Annotated in this window: 18 protein-coding genes and 1 pseudogene; 14 read left to right on the top strand and 5 right to left on the bottom strand. The window is 46.8% G+C overall.

The features are described from left to right. The first annotated feature begins 64 nt into the window (after positions 1 to 64). From SB752_RS04300 to SB752_RS04280, 5 genes are all read left to right on the top strand, one after another. Entirely contained in the window at positions 65 to 1,471 is a 1,407-nt protein-coding gene (locus tag SB752_RS04300; protein WP_410714494.1) for a YfcC family protein, read from the top strand. A gap of 37 nt (positions 1,472 to 1,508) precedes the next feature. Next, positions 1,509 to 2,711, top strand: a complete 1,203-nt coding sequence (locus SB752_RS04295) for a M20 family metallopeptidase (protein ID WP_410714493.1) — start codon at positions 1,509 to 1,511, stop codon at positions 2,709 to 2,711. 384 nt (positions 2,712 to 3,095) lie between these two features. After that, the gene (locus tag SB752_RS04290; RefSeq protein ID WP_410714492.1) at positions 3,096 to 3,608 is read left to right on the top strand and encodes a hypothetical protein; all 513 of its coding nucleotides are present in this window, start codon (positions 3,096 to 3,098) and stop codon (positions 3,606 to 3,608) included. Positions 3,609 to 3,640: 32 nt separating this feature from the next. Further along, the gene (locus SB752_RS04285; RefSeq protein WP_410714491.1) at positions 3,641 to 5,833 is read left to right on the top strand and encodes an ABC transporter transmembrane domain-containing protein; all 2,193 of its coding nucleotides are present in this window, start codon (positions 3,641 to 3,643) and stop codon (positions 5,831 to 5,833) included. Further along, complete coding sequence (locus SB752_RS04280) at positions 5,817 to 6,347, top strand: GNAT family N-acetyltransferase (protein WP_410714490.1); 531 nt, start codon at positions 5,817 to 5,819, stop codon at positions 6,345 to 6,347. Before SB752_RS04285 ends, SB752_RS04280 begins: the two co-directional genes overlap by 17 nt. A 171-nt stretch (positions 6,348 to 6,518) precedes the next feature. Here SB752_RS04280 and SB752_RS04275 read toward each other — a convergent pair whose 3' ends face one another. Then, a complete protein-coding gene (locus SB752_RS04275; protein ID WP_410714489.1) occupies positions 6,519 to 7,439 on the bottom strand; it encodes a LysR family transcriptional regulator in 921 nt (306 codons plus the stop codon). Between the two features lie 167 nt (positions 7,440 to 7,606). Here SB752_RS04275 and SB752_RS04270 point away from each other — a divergent pair, with 167 nt between their 5' ends. Both SB752_RS04270 and apgM read left to right on the top strand, forming a co-directional pair. Next, on the top strand, positions 7,607 to 9,094 hold the full coding sequence (locus SB752_RS04270) for an SLC13 family permease (protein WP_410714488.1): 1,488 nt from the start codon (positions 7,607 to 7,609) through the stop codon (positions 9,092 to 9,094). A gap of 14 nt (positions 9,095 to 9,108) precedes the next feature. Continuing rightward, positions 9,109 to 10,350 carry a 2,3-bisphosphoglycerate-independent phosphoglycerate mutase gene (gene apgM, locus SB752_RS04265; protein WP_410714487.1) on the top strand — a complete coding sequence of 414 codons (1,242 nt, stop codon included), beginning with the start codon at positions 9,109 to 9,111 and terminating at the stop codon, positions 10,348 to 10,350. Positions 10,351 to 10,415: 65 nt separating this feature from the next. Here apgM and SB752_RS04260 read toward each other — a convergent pair whose 3' ends face one another. Continuing rightward, positions 10,416 to 10,868: a GNAT family N-acetyltransferase gene (locus SB752_RS04260; protein WP_410714486.1), complete on the bottom strand. Its 453-nt coding sequence runs from the start codon at positions 10,866 to 10,868 to the stop codon at positions 10,416 to 10,418. A gap of 314 nt (positions 10,869 to 11,182) precedes the next feature. Between SB752_RS04260 and dsdA the strand changes: the two genes are divergently transcribed. From dsdA to SB752_RS04245, 3 genes and pseudogenes are all read left to right on the top strand, one after another. Continuing rightward, the gene (gene dsdA / locus SB752_RS04255; protein ID WP_410714485.1) at positions 11,183 to 12,547 is read left to right on the top strand and encodes a D-serine ammonia-lyase; all 1,365 of its coding nucleotides are present in this window, start codon (positions 11,183 to 11,185) and stop codon (positions 12,545 to 12,547) included. Between the two features lie 552 nt (positions 12,548 to 13,099). Next, positions 13,100 to 13,549 (top strand): hypothetical protein, encoded by a 450-nt coding sequence (locus SB752_RS04250; RefSeq protein ID WP_410714484.1) that lies wholly within the window; start codon positions 13,100 to 13,102, stop codon positions 13,547 to 13,549. Positions 13,550 to 13,660: 111 nt separating this feature from the next. Further along, positions 13,661 to 13,871 (top strand): annotated as a pseudogene (locus SB752_RS04245) (hypothetical protein); the annotation flags it as partial. Positions 13,872 to 14,013: 142 nt separating this feature from the next. Here SB752_RS04245 and SB752_RS04240 read toward each other — a convergent pair. Together SB752_RS04240 and trhO are read right to left on the bottom strand one after the other, a co-directional pair. After that, positions 14,014 to 15,462 (bottom strand): amidase family protein, encoded by a 1,449-nt coding sequence (locus SB752_RS04240; protein WP_410714483.1) that lies wholly within the window; start codon positions 15,460 to 15,462, stop codon positions 14,014 to 14,016. Between the two features lie 148 nt (positions 15,463 to 15,610). After that, entirely contained in the window at positions 15,611 to 16,558 is a 948-nt protein-coding gene (gene trhO, locus SB752_RS04235; protein ID WP_410714482.1) for an oxygen-dependent tRNA uridine(34) hydroxylase TrhO, read from the bottom strand. A gap of 220 nt (positions 16,559 to 16,778) precedes the next feature. Between trhO and dut the strand changes: the two genes are divergently transcribed. Then, positions 16,779 to 17,315 carry a dUTP diphosphatase gene (gene dut / locus SB752_RS04230; protein WP_410714481.1) on the top strand — a complete coding sequence of 179 codons (537 nt, stop codon included), beginning with the start codon at positions 16,779 to 16,781 and terminating at the stop codon, positions 17,313 to 17,315. Between the two features lie 92 nt (positions 17,316 to 17,407). On the opposite strand, the gene SB752_RS04225 is transcribed toward dut, so the two are convergent. Next, positions 17,408 to 17,704, bottom strand: coding sequence for a DUF3846 domain-containing protein (locus SB752_RS04225; protein WP_410714734.1), 297 nt, complete (start codon positions 17,702 to 17,704; stop codon positions 17,408 to 17,410). Positions 17,705 to 17,827: 123 nt separating this feature from the next. Here SB752_RS04225 and SB752_RS04220 point away from each other — a divergent pair, with 123 nt between their 5' ends. From SB752_RS04220 to SB752_RS04210, 3 genes are all read left to right on the top strand, one after another. After that, positions 17,828 to 19,069: an NAD(P)/FAD-dependent oxidoreductase gene (locus SB752_RS04220; protein WP_410714480.1), complete on the top strand. Its 1,242-nt coding sequence runs from the start codon at positions 17,828 to 17,830 to the stop codon at positions 19,067 to 19,069. A gap of 92 nt (positions 19,070 to 19,161) precedes the next feature. After that, entirely contained in the window at positions 19,162 to 19,530 is a 369-nt protein-coding gene (locus SB752_RS04215; RefSeq protein WP_410714479.1) for a cytochrome-c oxidase, read from the top strand. A 318-nt stretch (positions 19,531 to 19,848) separates the two neighbouring features. After that, a complete protein-coding gene (locus SB752_RS04210; protein WP_410714478.1) occupies positions 19,849 to 21,783 on the top strand; it encodes an FUSC family protein in 1,935 nt (644 codons plus the stop codon). Positions 21,784 to 21,939: the final 156 nt, after the last annotated feature.

The raw sequence follows: 21,939 nt of genomic DNA, 5'->3' as shown, positions 1-21,939 counted from the left end.
TGTAGGTTGGCACGACGATTGCTTATGTAGGATGGTGATGAAAAGATTCAAGGAGGATGAGTAAATGAACAATACGTCCAAGAAGAGGTTATTCCAGGTTCCACACACGTACGCCATTTTATTTTGTATCATCGTTTTGGTAGCGCTGGCTACCTACGTGGTTCCAGCAGGAGAATTTGAACGTAGTAAGGACAAAATCTCTGGTAAAACCATCGTCGTGGCAGGCAGCTACAAGACTGTGGAACCAGACCCAGTCAGTTTTTTTGAAATCTTTAAAGCTATTCCAATAGGGATGGAAAAAGGGGCTTCCATTATCTTTTATATCTTTATTGTCGGTGGGGCTTTTGGTATTATTCGCGCTACTGGAGCGATTGAGGCAGGGATTGGAAAGGCAGTAGGAAAGTTAGAAGGCCGCGAGAAGCTTTTGATTCCAGCTTCCATGTTTCTTTTTTCTATAGGCGGATTTAGCTTCGGGATGGCAGAAGAGAGTATTATCTTTGTTCCGATTGGAATCTTGTTGGCACGCGCAATGGGCTTTGATGCCATAACAGGGACTGCGATGATTACGCTGGGAGCGGCGAGTGGATTTATTGGGGGAATGTTGAATCCGTTTACAGTTGGAGTCGCGCAGTCGATTGCTGAAGTACCGCTCTTTTCTGGCTTAGTATTCCGTACGTGTGTCTATCTGGCGATTTTGTCATTTGGTATCTGGTACGTAATGCGTTATGCATACAAGGTGAAAAAAGATCCTTTACAGAGTGTGGTTGCAGACTTGGAGCTGAAAGCGAAGACAGAAGGTCAGTTGCTAAAGACGGAGGAAGTGCAAAAACTGAATGCTCGGCATTTCATTGTCTTTCTCATATTGATCGGTGGATTGTCATTTAACGTGTTTGGTGTATTCAAGTGGGGGTGGTTCCTCCAGGAATTGGCAGCCTCCTTTATGATAATGGGGATTTTGGCTGGTATGATTGGAAAATTAACGATTAATCGGATTTTTGATTCGTTTGTTGAAGGAGCGAGAGCACTCACATTCGGCGCATTGGTTGTCGGATTTGCACGTGGGATTACCGTCGTGATGGAAGAAGGAAAGATCATTGATACCGTAATCTCGACGATGGCCGATTCACTCTCCAACTTCTCCGAATTACTAACTATTCTGACTATGTTTGGATTCCAGTCGGTCCTTAATTTGTTTATCCCATCTGGTAGTGGTCAAGCAGCAGCAACGATGCCAATTATGGTGCCAATTGCTGATTTGGTAGGGATCAGTCGTCAAGTGGTTGTTCTCGCTTTCCAATATGGTGATGCGATCAGCAACTCTATTATCCCAACTTCCGGCGCGTTAATGGGCTATCTCGCGGTTGGCGGAATCCCGTACGAGCGTTGGTTTACATTTATTTGGAAGCTGATTATAGGCTGGAGTGTCATTGCTGCACTCGCGTTGGTAATTGCTGTGTTAATAGGCGTGTAAGAAAAGAAATCATCGGGGCAAGGTGGAGACGACAAGGATGGAGAGAATCGCAGAATGGTTTACTGAAGCAGAAGTGGTTACGTTAACCCAGGAGATGATACGCATTCCAAGCGATTGGAACCAGCCATTGCGGGAAAAACATGTACTAGATTACATTTGCAGATTTTTGGACAAGCATGGGATTGAGTATCGGATTTCGCCTGTGGAGGACCAACGTTACAACATCATTGCGACTTATCGTGGTCAGGATCCAGTCAATGGAAAATCACTGTTGTTAAATGGTCATGTAGATACGGTGCCAGCGTATGAAATGGAGTTTGCCCCGTTCGAGGGATTCCTCGAGGGCGGTTACATACATGGTCGAGGTGCGGTGGACATGAAAGGAGCCGTCGCCGCGATGATCATGGCTCTTGTCGTATGCAAGCGAGCAAATATCGCACTGGCGGGTGATCTCATTTTTACGGCGGTAGTAGGAGAGGAAGGAAGAAGTGAGGGGACAGAATCACTTGTCCTGCAAGGATTCAAAGCGGATGGGGCGATTGTAGGGGAACCCTCCAATTTTGACTTTGCCATCGGACATCGTGGTCTAGAGTGGATCGAACTGATCGTACATGGCAAAATTGCGCACAGTGGGGTAGCTGAACAAGGTATCAACGCGATAAGAAATGCAACGAAATTAATCACTGCACTGGATGCTGAGCTAGGCCCTAAATTACAGGAGCGTTTCAATCCGTATACAGGCCCATCCATTCTCAACTATGGTCGAATCGAGGGAGGTACTCAGCCTAGCACGGTTGCCGATAAATGTAAGATTCAGATTGACCGACGATACTTACCAGGGGAGACCTTGGACCAGGTGACCGTCGAGATTCAAGCAGTAATCGATCAGCTAGCAGCAGAAGATCCTGAATTTCGCGCTGAGTTAACATTCATGGAGGAGAACGCGATGACGAAGCTAGCTCATGTTCCGATGATGACGGATCCGAGCGATGAGGTCGTTTCTACCTTAACCAAATCGATTACAAATGTAACAGGTCGCACCCCTACTATGTCCACGCGAAGAGGATGGACTGACGGTGGATTGCTCTCGCATTATCTAGGGATACCGACTGTCATTTGCGGGCCAGGGGATATTTCCTATTCACACGCAAAAAATGAACGAATTGCTGTCGAACAGCTTGTACAGGCAGTAGAAATCTATGTGCAAACGGCAGTGAGATTTTGTGGAATGGTGAAATAAAGATATAGTGACAGTCGTTTTTCTAGGCATTTTGGAAGACGCGTCCAGCAGTATAAGCAAGCAATTCGAAGAACGCAGGATATGAGAAATGGGTAGGGCTATCAGGAAATATCCGATGCCTTATCCCTTTTTGCTTTCACCGACTCCGTTCTTTATCTTTTTTTGCAAAAAAAAAATGGGAAATGTGGCATAGATCACATCTTTGTAAATCGTTTTCCCGTTATACTGTAGGAAGAAGGAACAGGAGGGGAAAAGGAGAAGAAGAATGTAGGTTCTGGTACCTAAGTCCCACTGTACGTTTCGAACTACTGACAAAAAGGGTAATAAGATGTCAGGGAGATACGACAGCTTTGGCTATTGAAAGACTGAGGGAGTAGAAATAACATGAGCTATTATTTTTCGATTTGTGCTTCAGAGTTTTATCAGCAGAAATACGTTGAATTTCTATTGGAGCATTACGAGCAGTTGCGGCTGCCATATGCTTTCCCCGTGGCACTAAGTTATATTGTCAGTCCTATTTTGATGACCCATGAATCCTTTCTCTGTTTCAATGACGATGATGAAGTAGTCGGAGCATTTGGCTGCATCTATGGAACGGGAGAAAAGGAGTATGAAGATACTGATATCGTACAAATCCAAGTAATTTTTTTAGCGGACCAATATAGGGGAACCCTTCTTTTTGCTCGAGCTCTTCACTTTTTTACAGAGTACCTCGAACAATTGGACAGGGAAGTAAAAGAATTGCGTTTCTGGGCCCCTGCGGATGCTTACTTACAAAAGCTTTTTGTGAAAATAGCTATAAAAACAGCATCTGCCCACACCGAGCATGGGATGCTGGACGAATATCGCTGCTCGCCATCCGATCTGCTCACGTACATAGGGAGAATTCGTCAATAAAGGTTTATTGCTAGCTCGAAGGAGACTACTAGATGATCTTCGTTATTAAAAATCTGCTTACTTACATCAGACCGTATAAAAGGTTGACAGCCCTCTTTTTATTTACCCTTTTACTCGATCTTGCTTTCGTCTCTTTGGCGCCCCTTAGCTTTAAGTACATTATCGACAACGCAATCGAACCTCGAGATTTCCAATACTTTTACCTTTTCTTGACTGTGTTTGGAATCTGCGCAGTAATTTGTATTTCCTCCGGACTAGTTAGTGATGTAGCCCTCGCCAAAATAATCACGAAGGTCCAAACAGATTTGCGAAAGCGCTTATTCGAACACCTGCAGCACATACATGTTGGGTATTTTCAAAAAAAGCGGTCAGGGGAACTGGTCTCGCATTTCACCGTTGATTTACCGGCGATTGAAAGCGCCTTGTCCGTGGTGCTTACAACGGGAATTCAGTCACTTGTCGTGGTCGTGTTCAGTACAGCGGTCTTGTTTACGTTGGAGTGGAGAATGGCGCTTTTGATAGTAGTAGGGGCCTTCATCATTTTTACCGGACCTTACTTCCTGAACAGAAGAGCGGCAGAGGCAAATAATCAATACTTTGAGCAGGTTGGCCTCTTGGTGAGTGACGTCAATGAAAATATGAAAGCCCAAAAGGTAATCAAAGGCTATCATTTGCAGGCATCAATGATTCAAAAATTTCAATTGAGGCTGCAAGCTTTCTCGATTGCGAATTATCACAAACAGGTAATGGATGCTCGTTTGGAACGCTTTCCATTGGCAAGCCTGCTTCTTGTCAACTTCGCAATCGTCGCTTTCGGTTCATATTTGGCGCTGCAAGGCTATATTACTGTTGGCGCTCTGGTCGGCTTTTTCACGATGTACACCTCCATGGGAAATGCGGTCTTTAACCTGACCTATACGATACCGGCCGTTACGGAGGCATCTGTCAGCCTGGAGCGCCTTGCGCAAGTATTCGATCAACCAAAGGGAAAGGCAGGCTCAGTTCATGCCACGGGCGAAAACGACGGTGGGCAAATAGTACTCTCGGCAGAAAATGTGACCTTTGGATATGATGAAAATCAACCTGTACTCAAGCAAATTACACTGGATATACCATTCGGATCAAAAGTCGCTTTCGTCGGTTCGAGTGGTTCTGGAAAAAGCACTATGCTCCAGCTGTTGATTGGTTTTTATCATCCGAACTACGGACAGGTTCGAATCAACGGTACCGATATGCAAGACGTGGATCAGGGGACGTATCGAGAACGAATCGGGATAGTTTTTCAGGATAACTTTTTATTCAAAGGGACGATCTTGGAAAACATTCGCGTGGGCTGTGCTACCGCTACCTTGGAAGAGGTCGTGGAAGCCGCAAAAATGGCGGAAATTCATCAATATATTACGAGCCTGCCAGATGGTTACCAGTCAGAAGTGCTGGATGAGGGCAGTAATTTCTCAGGTGGACAGCGGCAGAGGATTGCGATTGCCAGAGCCATTCTGCGAAATCCATTGATTTTGTTTTTGGACGAAGCGACTTCCGCCTTAGACCCAATCGCAGAGTCCTCTCTGAACCAAACGTTCCATGAACTCTCACAGAACAGGACAGTCATTTCCGTTACACACAGGCTCGCATCGATTACAGAAATGGATCAAATTTTTGTCTTTGACAAAGGGAAGCTGGTCGATCGTGGAAGTCATCATGAAATGATCTCGCATGGAGGCTTTTATAAGGAACTATGGGAAAAGCAACATGGTCTATCCATTTCCGAGAGCGGCAAGGAAGCTACGATTGATGGAGAGCGACTCTCAAGACTTCCTTTTTTTCGTGGCGTGGATCAATCTGTCCTGGATGATATCGCTGGTCTATTTCAAACAGAAGCTTTTTCAACGGGTGAGGCGATCATTCGTGAAGGGGAAAAAGGCGAGAAGTTTTATGTCATTGTAAGGGGCAGAGTAGAAGTCACCAAAGCCACGGCCGAAACAGAAAATGGTTCAATCCAATTGGCTGTATTGGAGGATGGAGATCATTTCGGAGAGATTGCTCTACTCGATCATATTCCGAGAACCGCTACCATTACAGCTCTGACGCCGTGTATTTGCGTATCCTTGCAGCGCAAAGTACTCCAGTACATTTTAGCGAGCAATCCAAAAATCGATGAGTACGTTAGGGAAACACTGAAGGGACGTAGAACAACGGAGGTACTAAGCCATGCCCGCGACATTTAGAAACTGTGTAAGTGCCGAAGACTATGCCCAGTTCACCTTATATTTTGTTCGCAATCGACAGGATTTCAGCGTGGAATTTACCTTGTGCGATACCTTGTTTCATATTCTTGATTCGATCGATCAATCCCACATCATTTTGATTTTCGATCCGAAAAACGCAATCATCGGCTGGGGGCATTACGGCTATGTCAATAAGGAACATCAACACGATCCTGCTGGAGAGATTGTATTTGTGGAATCAGTAATCGTGTCGAAAGAATATCGAAGCACCCGGACGTTTGTAACGGGATTGTGTTATTTGGTTAATCAAATTGCGAGAGAGAATACGCATGTGAAGCTGTTTCAATTTCGAGCACAGGAGCAGAATGTGTATCTGAATCGCCTCTACTCCAAATTTGCACAAGTAAGTGGTCAGCATGTGGGCAATTATGGAATGGAGAATATATATTGTAGTGAATTCCAACAACTACAGAGCTACCTGAATAGAGTGACTAGAGGACAAATACAGAATTAAACGAAGGAATGGAGAAGGGAGGTGACATACATGATCCCAATGATGCCAAGGTTAGACAAGAAAAACGGCACTAAACTCAGTAAGATTCTCATAATGAATGAGCAACTGAGAGCGGCTGGTGCTGTTGCTGCAAAGTAAAAAATCAGACAAATGAAAAGAAGCTGTTGACGGTCAAATCGTCGGCAGCTTCTTTTCGTTTGTGGTCTCATTACGCTCATCCAGCAGCGTGATAAATTGCTGCGCTGCTGGGGAGAGATGCTTCCCTCGATGGAACACGTAACGAATTCCCCTGAGAAATTGCACCCCTGTTATTGGAATCTCCACGAGTAAACCATGCTTAACTTCCTGACTGATCGCAAATCTCGAAACAATCGACACGCCAAGACCATGGATAACCCCTTGTTTGATCGCCTCTAGATTGCTGATCTCCATAAAGTGTGGAAAGCTTATGCCATACTCGTTGAATTTTCCTTCCAAATATACGCGTGTAGCCGATTTGTTCGGTTTTAATATCAAGGTTTCATGGACCAGATCAGTCAACGTACACTGCTCTTTTTGTGCCAGTGGATGCTCACTACTCGCGATGAGAACCAGCTCATCCTGATAGAACGTTTTCGATTGAAAGCGTGTTTCATCAATTGGGATGCGGTCTGAGAGTATGAGAAACTCGACTCTGCTTGCCTCCAGCATGTCTAGCAAATGGCTGGAGGAGGTAATATTCATATTGACCTTGATGCCGGGGAACTTTTTCGTAAAAATGCCAAGAATAGTGGGGAGCAAGTAGACTCCAACAAAATTACTCGCCCCGTAAGAGAGAGTACCAGCAGCCAGGTTATCCAGCTGCTTTATGTGCTCTTTTGAAGAGTGGTAGAGATTAATGATTTGCTCGGCATACGGTTTAAAATGCTCGCCATACGTAGTTAAGTAAAGCTTTTTGCCGATGCGATCAAAAAGCGGAAAACCTAAATCACGTTCCAGGCTCTGGATTTGCATACTGACGGCGGGCTGCGAGCAGTAGAGCAGCTCCGCGGCTTCGGTAAAGTTTAGACAATCCGAGAGAGTGAGGAAGGCTTGCAGCTTTGTCAGATTCATCGTTTCCGTCTCCTTCTCTGATCAGATTGGGCTCTTTTTTCGAATTATATCAAATCTCACGAACAATAACATTATCTTATGATTATTGAAAATAAATCAAATTGTTTTATGATATGTGGTTGAATAAGATGAAATCGTATACATTTCATGGTGCGAGGGGGATTTACATGAGTGATAATCTGGCAGCCACTGACAAGGAAGGAAAAGGACCACCTAACAAAAAGAAAAGTAGATTCGAGGAACGGATGAAAAAGTGGGGAATACCCATCGCTATCATCTTCATGCTATTGCTATTGTTCATGCCTACTCCAGAAGGAATGGAGCCGGCAGCCCAAAAATCAATTGCTATTTTTACAGGGGCGCTAGTGCTCTGGATAACCACTCCTATTCCGATTTACTTGACGTCCATCATCGCAATTCTTTTGCTGCCTTTGATTGGTGCAGTAGAAGATCAGGAAGTTGTCTTTGGTACATTAGGATTTGATGTTATCTGGTTGATGGTTTCCGCCTTTATTCTTACTTCCGCCATGATCAAATCCAATCTGGGTCGTAGATTTGCTTTGTGGATGGTAACGAAATTCGGTAAAACGCCGAAAATGACGTTATTGGTTTTAATTGCGATTAACTTTATTTTGGCATTCTTCGTACCTTCTACGACAGCGAGAGCGACACTCATGGTGCCCATTTGCTTGATTCTGCTCGAGGTCTACAAGGCAATTCCGGGAAGAAGCAATCTTGGTAGAGTGATGATGCTCCAGGGCGTGCAAGCAGATGCCCTTGCGACTTCCGGTGTCATGACAGCGACCTCGGGTAACATTATCGCGGTCGGGTTTATTAATGAGCTGGCGGGTGGACAGATTGGCTATATGGATTGGCTGCTGGCGTCCATGCCTACAGCGATTCTCACGATGCTTATCACCTTTTTCATAGGATTTAAGCTATTTTCGATCAAGGATGAATCGAATTTCCAGGAAGTGATGGGAACGCTGCATGATGAATTGAAAAAGTTAGATCAATTCTCACAAGATGAGAAAAAAGCTACGATCATTTTCATCCTGACGGTCATTCTGTGGGCGACTGGAGACTATCACAAGGATTGGTTCGGTTTTGAAATCAGTACGGAACAAACTGCTGTACTGGCAGCACTGCTCTGCTTACTACCAAGAGTGGGGCTGTTGACCTGGAAAGACACGAATATCAAATGGGAGCTTATGATCTTCGCCGCGGGTGCGTATGCGGTAGGAAACGCGCTGGATAAATCAAAGGGCGCGGAATGGATTATCAAAAATGTGGTCAGCACATTGGGGCTGGAACAGATGAGCCATGCCATGGTTGCCGTGGTGGTTATCTTCCTGAGTATGTATAGCCACCTCATTTTTACGAGCAAAACGGTGCGAGTGACGATCTTGATACCAGCTTTTATTGCCCTAGCGAAGACGCTCGGCTTGGACCCGGTGCCAATAGCTTTGGCTGCTGCCATGACGATGACGTATACAATTACGCTGCCGCCGCATTCGAAAGTGAATACGATCTATTTTGGAACCGGTTATTTTTCCGTACTGGATCAGGTCAAGTACGCCATTGTTACCTGCTTCATCGGCGCTTCGATAATCAGCCTGGCTTACTTTACCTGGTTTAAGGTGCTGGGATTATAACAGTAGGAGGATGTATGTTACAAAGAAAAGTAATTGTCGCTATTGCAGACGGTGTAGGTGACCGTCCGCATCCGCTCATGGGCAACAAGACTCCCTTGGAATACGCGCACACACCAAATCTGGATCGGCTGGCTGCTGAAGGCATTACGGGGATGATGAATTTGATCAGTGCCGGGATTCCAGTCGGTACAGACATGGGACATTTAATCCTGTTCGGGTATCAGCCTGAGCAATACCCGGGCCGTGGACCGATTGAAGCGCTGGGAGTCGGGATGGATGTCAAGCCGGGGGATATTGTCCTACGCTGTAATTTTGCTACTGTAAATGAGGAAGGAATTGTCCTCGATCGTCGTGCCCAGCGCATTCGCGAGAAAACCGATGAAATTGCTACTGTGATTCAGGGAATGGAGCTTGCGGATGGTGTGGAAGTTCATTTCAAGCAGGCGACCGAGCATCGGGCAGTCCTTATTTTGCGGGGAAGTGGTTTGAGTGATCGAGTCAGTGACTCTGATCCGAAAGCACCGAATGACGGCAAACCGTATCTGCCGATAAAACCGCTGGATGATTCCAGAGAAGCAGCACATACCGCTTCTCTGCTCAATCTCTTTCTGCAAAAAACCCATGTCATTCTGTCGGAGCATCCCGTCAATTTGCAGCGCATAGCAGAAGGCAAGCTGCCCGCCAATTTTATATTGACCAGAGGAGCGGGGCAGATGGTCGATCTGAAGCCGATCACCGAAGAGCTAGGAATGACAGGAAGCTGTATCGCTGGTGAAAGCACGGTATTGGGAGTGGCCCAGCTCGCGGGCTTCCAAACGTTTACCGATCCCGCTATGACGGGGAACATCGATACGGATATCGCCTTGAAGGCACGTCTAGCGATTCAGGAAATAAAAGAAAAGGACATGGTGTATGTGCATGTAAAAGCGCCTGATCTGATGGGGCACGATAACCAGCCGATAGAGAAGGCAAAATCGATTGAGCTTTTCGATCAAATGGTAGGAATGATTGCCCAGCAGCTGCCTGATGATGCGTATCTGGCTTTGGCAGCAGATCATTCGACGCCTTGCGAGGTAGGAGAGCACACTGGAGATCCGGTTCCAGTGCTCATTTACGGACCGAGTATCCGCAGGGATCGCATCACGCAATACAACGAGCTGGATTGTGCGCATGGCGGTCTCGGCCACTTGAGCGGAAGCGATTTTGTCAGGACACTGCACGGCTTTATGGGGTATGTGAAAAAGCAAGGAAACTGAAAAAAGCCCTGATTTTTCTACACAGGAGTAGGAAAATCAGGGTTCTTCGTTTTTCGGGCGTGCCTCTATAAATCCTGGGAGAGACGAACCATGTCAAAGAGCTGGATGCCGTTTTCGTATATCGGTTCACTGTAATGTCTGATGAAGAAATCTTTATCGATCCACGTCATCCGAAATCCGCATTTTTGGTAGAGCGCCAGTTGATCCAGGCTCGAATTTCCTGTCCCGACCTCAATGGTTTTATAGCCGGACGCTTTTGCCACTTCAATCGCGTGCAGAACCAGCTGTTTGCCAATACCGCGTCCTTGCTGAGCTTCATCGACGGCAACGTTCACCAGCTCAATCGTATCCGGTCTGGTTTGTATGAGGACGTAGACACCGACGATATCGTCTCCTTTTGTAGCGACATAACAATCGCCTCTTTGCAAATACTCTTCCACGAGTTTTTCCGAGGGGTCAGCAAGCAGCAACAAGTACATGGGGGCTTTTTCGTGTGGAGCCAGTTTTCTAATTTCCATTGGTTATTCTCCTTTTGCCAGAGCATCCACTCCCACGTCAAGATAGGGAAGATAATGACTGGGCAATCTCCTAAAGCAAGTTTGTATTGTTGCTATTATAGCAATCGTTGCGAAACTTTGTAAAATATGCCATTCATGAGAAGGAAATCTCCCATGTCTGTTTTTTCGTCGTTTAGGAGTTGATTCCACTGTTCTGGTTGCACTATCATACAGAGGACAAGTCTCGTTGACATATACAGCTTTTGACGAAGGAAGATACGGAATATTCTCTCATGTCAAGGGATTCCAAATGCAGGATGGAGGGCTTCGTTACGATGGAAAACAGTGTGAGAGTCGAGGGGCAAACGATCGAGCAGTGGAAAATGGAGTATCCGTTGCTAGTGAAAATGATCGAGACGGAAGAAGTTTTTTGGACAAATCCCAGCTATGATCAACTCGCAAAGGCTACCCTATCTGTGACAACAGAGGACGTACGTGATGCAGAAGAGCGTTTGCGACGCTTTGCTCCTTTTATTCAGAAGGCTTTTCCGGAGACAGAGGGTGCCGACGGGTTGATCGAGTCTCCTCTCGCGGCGATCGAGCAGATGAAAGGATACCTGGAGTCTCGCTTCCGGATGAAGATCCCCGGCAGGTTATGGCTGAAGTGCGACAGTCACTTGCCAATCGCTGGCTCGATCAAAGCAAGGGGAGGCATTTATGAGGTATTGGCGCATGCGGAGGAATTGGCCCTAAAACACGGCATGCTGCCATCAGATGGCGACTACTCCGTTTTTGCCTCCGATGAGTATCGTCAGTTGTTTTCCCGTTATTCCATTGCTGTAGGCTCGACGGGGAATCTAGGGATGAGCATTGGGGTGATCAGTGCCAAGCTAGGCTTCCAAGTTACGGTTCACATGTCGGCAGACGCCAAGACATGGAAGAAGGAGCTGCTTCGATCAAAAGGTGTACAGGTGATGGAATACCAATCCGACTACGGAAAAGCTGTGGAAGAGGGAAGAAAACAGGCAGAAGCGGACCCACAGTGCTATTTTATCGATGATGAAAACTCCAAGCGCTTGTTTCTCGGATACGCAGTCGCAGCAGAACGGCTACGTAAACAACTCGAGGAGGAGAAAATTACAGTGGACAGCGAGCATCCGCTGTTTGTTTACTTGCCGTGCGGTGTAGGGGGCGGACCAGGGGGTGTCGCGTATGGGCTGAAGCTTGTCTATGGCGACAATGTCCATTGTTTTTTTGCCGAACCGACCCATTCTCCATGCATGCTGCTCGGCCTGATGACTGGGCTCCACGATAGGCTAGCCGTCCAAGATTTTGGCATCGACAACAAGACAGATGCAGATGGATTGGCAGTTGGTCGTCCTTCTCGCTTTGTCGGAAAGGTAATGGAACCGCTGCTCAGCGGTATTTATACCGTTGCTGACGGGGAGCTGTATACGTTGCTGCGGGCGCTGCGCGATAGCGAATCCGTTCGACTGGAGCCATCTGCCTTGGCCGGAATGCCAGGGCCTGTCCGTTTGCTTACACAAGAGGCAGGACAAAACTATATCGAGCAGCAGGGCCTTGCAGGTAAGCTGAAAAACGCGACTCATATCGTCTGGGCGACAGGAGGAAGCATGGTGCCAGAGCATATCCAGGAAGAGTACTATGCCAAAGGTCTGCAAAACACCACCGGCAACTAAAGAGTAGAGCTTTCCAATAAAAGCGCGAGAACGACATCGAACCACCCAGGTCGATGGTGTTGCCTCTCAAAGCGAACTGAATTTTACGCTGCTCGCTGAAATTACAGAAAGAGTTTCCTACAAAATCTTGAATGAGCTTGCTCGTGAGCGTATAAAGGCAAGTGCGAGAGTGACGAGGTCGGGACGGTATACGAGGTGCTGACGTCTGATCACTAAAAGGTTGGCGTGAGAATGTTGAGTACAGCATTTTGCACGTCGACCTTTCATTTTTGCCTACCACACTTTCATAATGAGCTCTATAATTTTCTGTACATCATCTTTTTTCTTCTGGCAGGATTTTTCGCAGAGATGTCGAATGTTGTATAATTGGGAAGCGTGAAAGTTTTCCCAGGAGGGGCCGCCCGCATTATTGCAGCGGTTTTTTTTGCGGAATCAGCTCGGAGTACTCTCACATATCCGAGTCCTGATTCACGGAACAATCCCTTTTCGCTTTTGCTATGATTAGGCACTGCCCTTTCTTGGCGAGACTGAAATGGTGAAGGAGTGGTGAGGATGGAGCAAGCTCTTCAACTCGTAAAAGACTACTGGCCGGTTGTAGTCTGTATCATAGTGGTAATTTTGCTTGCGCAATGGGTCGTTCGCAGCTTGATTCGGATTATTTCACTCGCAGCAATCATCGGGGTTGTGCTGGTGCTATTTTTTCAATTCACGCCTGATGAAGTCATCCAAATGGGGCGTCAAGCAGTTGTGGCTACACAAGAAGTGGTTGATAAAACGATTACTCCTGTGCTCAACAGTGAGCTGAAATATGCGGACGTCACATTTCAGCCAGATGGCACTTATGAGGTGCGAACATCTAACATTCGAATCGTAGGGAAAAAAGGGGAAACCAAAGCCACCGTTTATTATAAGGATGATAAATGGGAAGTTGACATCGGTCAATTGGGCCAGGTATTCCAGGATCGTCTAGGAAAAGCTGAGCAGCAAGAGAAAACGATGTAAGGACTACACAAAAAAACGCAAGGCCTCTGGCAATGAGGCATGCGTTTTTTGTTTGGACATAAAGCTAGACTACGTGAGACGGTCATCAGTCGCAGTCTATGCTGCTGGCTCGCCTTGGCCCAAGCACGCAGTCTTGCTGACGCGGAGGCAGTCATTACCGCCTTCACCGTACGTTTCAAATACCCTCAAAGGTATCGAAACCATTGAACGAGAAGATCTTGGTGAAGCTGTATGGCAACTAAGTCAGTCTGACCACCTAATCGGCCAGCCTATACCGGAGGAGATAGCTCAACGCTGGTTCGATGCAGTACGAGATTACTGAAATGAAGCAATGCTGATAACAAGTTTTAAGGCCATCCTCTGTGGGATGGCCTTTTTTGCGTTCGCTGTATTCTCGTGAGTACATGTTAATTTTTCCGTAAGCGTAATAGTGGATTCCATTTTTTATTGATTGGGGAAACAATTTAGGAGGTCAACTTAGGTGCAACTCGCAAATGGCTCGCCTGCTCATAGGCATAAGCCAGGCGAACCAAGACATGCTCTTGGAAGGCAAGTCCAGTAAACATGATGCCAAACGGCTTGCCTGTTCCTGTATAACCTGCTGGAACGGCAATGGAAGGGTATCCTGCCCGTGCAGCAATTTCATCACCCGTACAACCTGGGAACAGCAGGGCATCAAGCGAATGCTCTTTGATCACGGCATCTATGCCACCGACCTGTGACATTTCCAAATTGAACAACAAGTCCTGCAAATATTCTGGTTCCGTCAACGTACCGCTTGTTTGCTCCGATCTTTCCAGCAAGCTTTGACCGTAACGTAGCGCTTGTTCCTCGTGAGCGCGGTTAAATTCGATTACGTCTTGGAGTGTTCGGATGGGGTAGGAGGCAGGCAAGGTCCTGAGATAAGCATTCACACCAGATTTGAATTCATGCAAAAGGACACTACGACCCCATGCAGCACTCTCAGAAGGAATCGTGACTGAATCTACTAGGATGGCGCCAGCTTCTTTCAACTGGGCAATCGCTGCTTCGAACAATTGAATTTCATCGGCATCGCATTCAGCTTGAAAATGAGAGCGAATGACTCCAATACGCGCAGCGCGCAGTCCGTCGCGATCGAGAAAAGGGCGATAATCTGTATGACCAAGACATTCGCTTTTTCCTGTGACGGGATCGCTTACGTCTATTCCTGTGAGTGCCCCAAGCACGATTGCAGCGTCGGACACGGTACGTGCCATCGGGCCAGCCGTGTCCTGTGTATGGGAGATCGGGATGATCCCACTACGACTGATTAAGCCAACCGTAGGCTTGATGCCAACCAATGAATTTTGAACGGACGGATAAAGAATCGAACCGGATGTTTCTGTCCCGATTGCCGCCACCGCAAAGCCGGCAGCCACGGCAGCAGCAGAGCCTGAGCTGGAGCCGCCAACATCAAAGATTCCCGGACCATACGGGTTTTGAACTTGTCCACCGCGTGAGCTATATCCGTTTGGCATGTGATCGGACATAAAATTTGCCCATTCGGTCAGGTTCGTTTTGCCCAGAAGGACGGCACCAGCTTCACGCAAACGAGCAGCTACAAATGAGTCTGCGGATGCATAGGAATCGGCAAGTGCCAATGCTCCTGCGCTCGTATGCATGCAATCACCTGTCGCGATGTTGTCCTTGAGCAGGATAGGAATTCCATGAAGCGGACCTCGACTGCCTGATACGATCCGTTCCCGGTCGAGCGCTTCTGCTATGGCGAGGGCATCTGGATTAATCTCACAGATCGCATTAATAGTTGGACCTTGCTTATCATGGGCTGCAATTCGCTTGAGAAAGGCGAGAGTCAGCTCGCGGGAGGTCGTCGTATTCTCATCCATAGCCGCTTGCCATTCGAGTATGGTTGATTCATGATTGGGTACCATCGGACTCCACCTTTGTCATATGGTTTTGATCTTTTTTAGTTTACCAAAAATAGACAGAGATGTAATCAGACAGTACGAACGTGGGGGCGAGGGAAAGAAATTCAAAAAAGAGCTGACCTCCGTATTGGAAGTCAGCTCTTTGGCCTTGTTAGTATGCTTTAGCTTCTGCCGCTGCAAGCTTTGCTTTCTTTTCAGCCTCTACGAAACGGTTGCGGGGATGCTCACGGCATTCGTCCGAGCAGGAACGCTTATAAGTTTGTTCACATTCCGGGCAGCAAAAATGCTGTTTGTTGCAGAACGGGTTCGCGCAATTGAGGTAGCGGTCTTCGACTTTACCGCAATAGTAGCAGCGACCAATTACGACGTCTTCCTCTGTATGATTGATTGGAATCGAGATGCGCTCATCGAATACGTAGCATTTTCCGTCCCAGAGACGACCTTGTACTTCCGGATCTTTTCCGTACGTTACGATACCGCCATGAAGCTGGTAAACGTTCTCGAAGCCTTGATCCATCAAAACACCTGTCAGCTTTTCGCAACGAATGCCGCCAGTGCAGTAGGTGAGGACTTTTTTGTCTTTAAACTGGCTCATGTTTTCACGAATCCACTCAGGGAATTCACGGGAAGAATCTACTTCTGGGCGAATTGCACCGCGGAAATGGCCCAAATCGTACTCGTAGTAGTTGCGTCCATCGAGAATGACAACATCCTCTTCTTGCATCATTTCGTAGAATTGTTTTGGATTCAGATACGTACCCGTTTTATCATTCGGGTCAACGTCATTTTCCAAGCGCCAGGTAACCAGCTCTTGCTTCGCGCGGACAAACATCTTTTTAAAAGCGTGTTCTTCCGACTCATCTATTTTAAACCACATGTCCGCAAGGCGAGCGTCGCTGCGAACATAGTCCATATAGGCTTCTGTTTGTTCGATGGTTCCGGATACCGTTCCGTTAATCCCTTCTGGAGCAACGACGATCCGACCTAGCAATCCGTTATCTTTGCAATATTTCAGATGCTGCTCTGCATACTCCTCATAATTGTCCAACGGAGTATACTTGTAAAATAACAAAATGCGATATGGTTTTTGTACTTGCAATGTACAATCCACCCTTTCTTTATCCTATATTAAATTTAGATGCAACGGTGATTATAGCATATTTTTTCGTGGAAAGCGCTGAAAAGGAAAGGGAATTGTGAGCTTTTTATGAAAAATGCTTGGTTGGAAATGGGATTGCACCTGATCATTACCTTGATGCGGAAGAGGGGTTCTTGTACACTAAGTGAGGATGAAAGGCTAGATAGAGGAGAGACTTTAGATGAACATGACCAATGAACGCCTGGTTGCACAGGTGAAAATTAAAAAACTGCATGAAGATGCTGTAATCCCGAAATACGCGCGTGCCATGGATGCTGGATTTGATCTTGTCGCAGTAGAGGATACATTGATCGCGCCTGGACAATCAGCGAAAATTCCGACAGGGCTAGCGTTTGCGCTGCCAGAAGGCTTTGAACTGCAAGTTCGTCCGCGGTCGGGGATCGGTGCGAAAACAAAGCTGCGTTTGTCCAATGCGCCTGGCACGGTTGATGCCGGTTATCGCGGAGAAGTGTGCGTATTGATTGACAATATTCGTTTTCCTTCCGAGCAAAAAGGTCATGTGTGCCTGGATGCGAGCGAAAAGGAAGTCACTGTCGAGCAAGAGGTAGATGCCCACAGCTACTTGATCAAAAAAGGCGATCGTATCGCCCAAGGCGTCATCGGAATTGTACCGGTTGCCCAATTTGAAGTAGTGGATGAGCTGGATGAAACAGAACGCGGTTCCGGCGGTTTCGGAAGCAGCGGAATGAAAGGCTAACCCTTTCGTCAAAAAAAGGGAAGAAAGACCCTTCCATCATGTTTAGCGGCCACATACGGTGCGCAACGTGATGGTGAGGGTCTTTTTGGCGACTACACTTTTGCAGCTAAAAACTGATCGATCAGCTCAATATCTGTATCGGTTAGTGAAAGTCCATCTGCTTTTACAAAGACACAAGGACCGTACACCCAGTCTAGGTACCCCTCCGAGGTGATAGGGAAATTATTTGCGAGTACACCCCGCGCGTCTTCGTTTACGATCAAGGAAATTCCAGTCAGGTTGTCATCCTCAACCACTTCAAAATCTCCATCCACCAGCTCGTTCAAAACGTCTGTATCGGCAATTTCCGTTTTATATGCGTCCTCGTGTGGTCGCTTTACATAAACCATAATCAAGATTCATCACTCCTCTTTCCTCATGATAGCGCAAATCGAACACCCGTGGATATAGCGTGGATGGACAACTTTTCATTGGATACCCTAAGTGGGAATTAGTGATGAGGGGACATGTCCATGAACCTGGTGACAGGAAAGCTGTATTGGCCAGAAACATTGCCAAACCCGCACCGATACGCGCCATTAACCGAAGATATCACATGCGATGTCGCCATTGTCGGGGGTGGGGAGGCAGGTGCACTTTGTTCTCATTTTTTATTGAAGCAGGATGTCGATGTGGTTTTGCTTGAAAAACGGAGAATTGCAAAAGGAAGCAGTAGTGCCAATACAGGCTTGCTTCAGTTTGCCAACGACAAATCGCTCACTTCGTGCATGAATTCTTTTGGAGAGAAAAAAGGTCGACGTTTTTACGAGCTGTGCTGGCAGGCTCTTGATCGCCTCGAAAACATCTCACGCGAGCTCGACAATTTTCCTGAATTTGTACGACGTGACAGCTTGTATTTTGCTAGCAAGGCAGAGGATGTTAAGGATTTGCGTGTAGAATACGAGAGCTTGATGAGAGCTGGCTTTCCGGTTACGTATTTGACACAGGCTGAAGTTGAGCAGCGTTTTTCATTTTCTAAGCCAGGGGCAATCTACGCGACAGGGGATGCTCAGCTAAACCCGTATAAGCTCACACATGGAACCATAGCCGATACTGTCAAAAAAGGAATGCGGGTCTTTGAGCATACAGAAGTGGCAGTGACCAAAATGGATGCAGGTGATCTTGTACTCATCACAAAGACAGGACATCGGATTCGCTGCAAAAAAGCCGTATTTGCTTCTGGATACGAAACACAGTCGATGAGACGCAATTCAAATGCGATGATGTCCAGCTCACATGCGATTGTTACTAATCCAGTGAAGGCGTTTCTGGGATGGCCAAAAGCTTGCTTAATCTGGGAGACAGCTCGCCCTTATCTCTACATACGCACGAGTCAGGACGGTAGAGTCATAGCGGGTGGTCTCGACGATACAGAGAGGGACTTCCGTAAAAGGGATGCTGCCGTATTCAACAAGCGCGATCAACTGCTGGCAAAAATTCAGGCGCTGTTTCCTCAGCTGTCGCTACGGGCAGAGTATTATTGGTCAGCGACCTTTTGCGGCACGCATGACGGGTTACCGTTGTTTGGGGAGCAGGAGGGATATCCAAACTGCCTGTTTTGCCTCGGCTATGGTGGGAATGGAACTGTCTATGCAACAATAGGCGCCCAGATTATTGCCGATCTCATCACCAAAGGCAGCCACTCTGATGCAGATTTGTTTGCCTTTGATCGTGTTAAAAATCCCAGTATTGTTAACCAAAATATTATTATGTAAACGGATTGTCGAGCAGACAGTCCGTTTTTTAGTACTCACATAAGCAGTAGGAAAATAGTCATAAAGTGAAGGGCGAAGGGAGGTGAGAGAAAGTGGCTGCACGTTGTTTACGGATTGCCGCCTTATATTTTGTCATTGCGATTATTCTGGGGATTGTTATGGGCATTACGAAAGCATTTGCCTACTCTTCGGTTCATGCACATCTCAATTTAGCGGGCTGGGTCTCGCTTGCGATTATTGGACTTATTTATCGAGCGTATCCGCAAGCGGCAAAGACTGGACTTGCAAAATGGCATTTTTGGTTGCACAACCTCTGTTTACCGATTATGCAAGGCTGTTTGTTCCTCATGCTTTTTACACAAATGGAATCCTTCGTCGTGGGAACGATCGTCGGCTCGTTAGGATTGGGGGTAGGGGTTATCTTATTTGCGTGGAATTTATGCCAACATGTTCGTGAATAGTATGTTACAAGATTATTTAACCAGCATGTTCGGTAGCCGCCGTAGCATGCTGGTTTCTTTTGGCGCTAGAATCAGCTGAAGAGGCGAAGCAAGGAAACGAAGCTATCCAGAATGCCATCCAGCAATTGAATGTGATCAATCAATCAGTTGCTCTAGCGATAAAAAGTAGTCATTTCGATGACTGCTTTTTTCATTTTAGGGGGAAGCAATCGAACGAATAGAACAAGAAGTAATGAGTAATGATAGGCGTATTCATTTTGTCCGTGAAGGGATATACGAGTACCTTTTTCAGCTTAAAACGGGGAGGAAGACGCCGTAATGAAGTCCCCTGAGTCGTTATTTTATACGATCCTTTCGATGTTTACGCAAGCTTTTCAAATGAATCGCAATCCGCTTCCGTGGACAAGAGCTATCAATGCAGGCATATGTGCGGGTCTTCCGATCGTCATCGGCGTTATCTTCGGGAATCTATCCTATGGCTTGTTGTCAGGGATCGGGAGCTTCACTTACTTGTATGTATTTCACATTCCGTACGTACAAAGAGCAAAAAGGCTGTTTTTTGTTGCCGCTGCAATGACGCTCTCGGTCGGCTTGGGAACACTGCTTGCTGCGCATCCACTTGCATCAGCCATTATGGTAGGTATTATCGGTTCCGCAGCGACATTTGTATTTGGCGCGCTGCAAATCAAGGGACCTGCAGCGATCTTTTTCATACTTGGCTTCACGATGGCTACAGGAATGCCACTCGATCCTTCGCTTGCTCCCCTGCGTGCAGGGCTTGTTTTTTTAGGAGGAGCATTCGCGTGGGTAATGGGCATGGCAGGCTGGATTACGAATCCGCATGGACCTGAAACTGTCGCTGTACAAAAGGTTTATAAGGAACTAGCAGCACTGATTCAGGCAACGGGTACTGACAAGTGGATGGAAGTCAGGCAAAAGCTTGTACTAACCATGCGTACGGCAGAAGAGACCCTGCTGGCAGGAAAAGTGCCGTGGGACAGTCGGGAGTATTATAAACGTTTGCTTTTGTTAAACGACCAAGCGAATGCGATTTTTGTTTATCTTCTGGAGCATTTTGAAGGATATAAAACAGCGCTCCCTCCTGAATTAGCTGATCATGTAAGGGCGATTTCCGATTCATTGACGAAAAAGCGCAAAGAGAAAGACGTTGTGCTGCATGGCTCTCATGAAGAAAATAATGTTGTCCAAACGTTGATTGATAAACTAAATGAGGCAAGCGCAATGATCGATGTGCCACTCGGTCAGACGGATCGGGAAATCTCGCTCCCAAGACAATCGCTTGTCAGTATTTTCGGTGGCGCTTTTGATAAAAACTCAATCGTCTTCTTGACCTCCATACGATTTGGTGTCGTGCTGATGATTGCAGCTTTTGTGGCATACTCCTTCGAATTCAACCGATCCTACTGGATCACGTTGTCCTGCGCAGCAGTCATGTCGGGCTCGACGATTATTGCAACCTTTCATCGTGCGCTACAGCGTTCATTTGGGACGATCGTAGGAATAATGGTCGCGAGCATTATTCTTTCTGTACGGCCAGAAGGGCTGGTGATCGCACTTATCGTCTTATTCCTGACTGCGTTGACAGAGCTATCGATTGTCGTCAACTATGGGATCGCTGCCTTCTTTATCACGCCAAATGCGCTTCTACTTGCTGAAAGCATAAGTCAGATTCACGACCTGGCCTTCTTTGCTACAGCCAGAGTGGTTGATGTAGTGATTGGGTGTGGGATCGGATTGATTGGCACCTCTTTGATTGGACGGAGGAAGGCTTCGAGCTTACTCCCGCATTTGATCGCGAAAACGATACGCAGTCAGCAGCAATACTTGTTTACTCTGTTCTCGGAGCACAGAAATGACGTGGATGTAATCGAATCGAGTGAGCGAAGGAAAATGCAGACGAACATCACGAACCTAAAGCTTGTTTACGAAACTGCGGTAGGCGAAATTCCGAGCAATAAAGTTGCCTTAGAAATGATCTGGCCTGTTGTTTTCTCAATCGTACAGGTAGGGTACTTGCTTGAATCATGCCTGAAATCGTCGAATTGTCCCATCCTCTCTGACCAAACGCTGTCGCAGCTGCTCCTGGTTTTTGAGACGATGGCCAAGTCTGCCGAGCAAAAAGGAGTAACCCCGATGAAGCATGTGCCTGAGATCAGAGGGTTTACCAAGCTGCAAAAAGAGATTGCCGATTTACAGGATGCCTTGCAGCTGAGCAAGAGAGCGTACTCGTAATATTCGCTTGAATAACAAAATGGAGGAATGTGTGTTTCGGCTAAATCCGGGGCACACTTTTTCTTTTTGGTTAGGACATCCAGCTTGTGCCCAAATTTCCCCTCTAGGCATGTGTCATCAGAACCTAGCCCGCGTCTTGGGCATACCGTAGATTGA

The organism is Brevibacillus sp. SIMBA_040, from assembly GCF_046535075.1.
GTDB lineage: Bacteria > Bacillota > Bacilli > Brevibacillales > Brevibacillaceae > Brevibacillus.
Note: the sequence above shows the minus strand (reverse complement) of the source record. Positions and strands in the feature narration are given on the sequence as shown.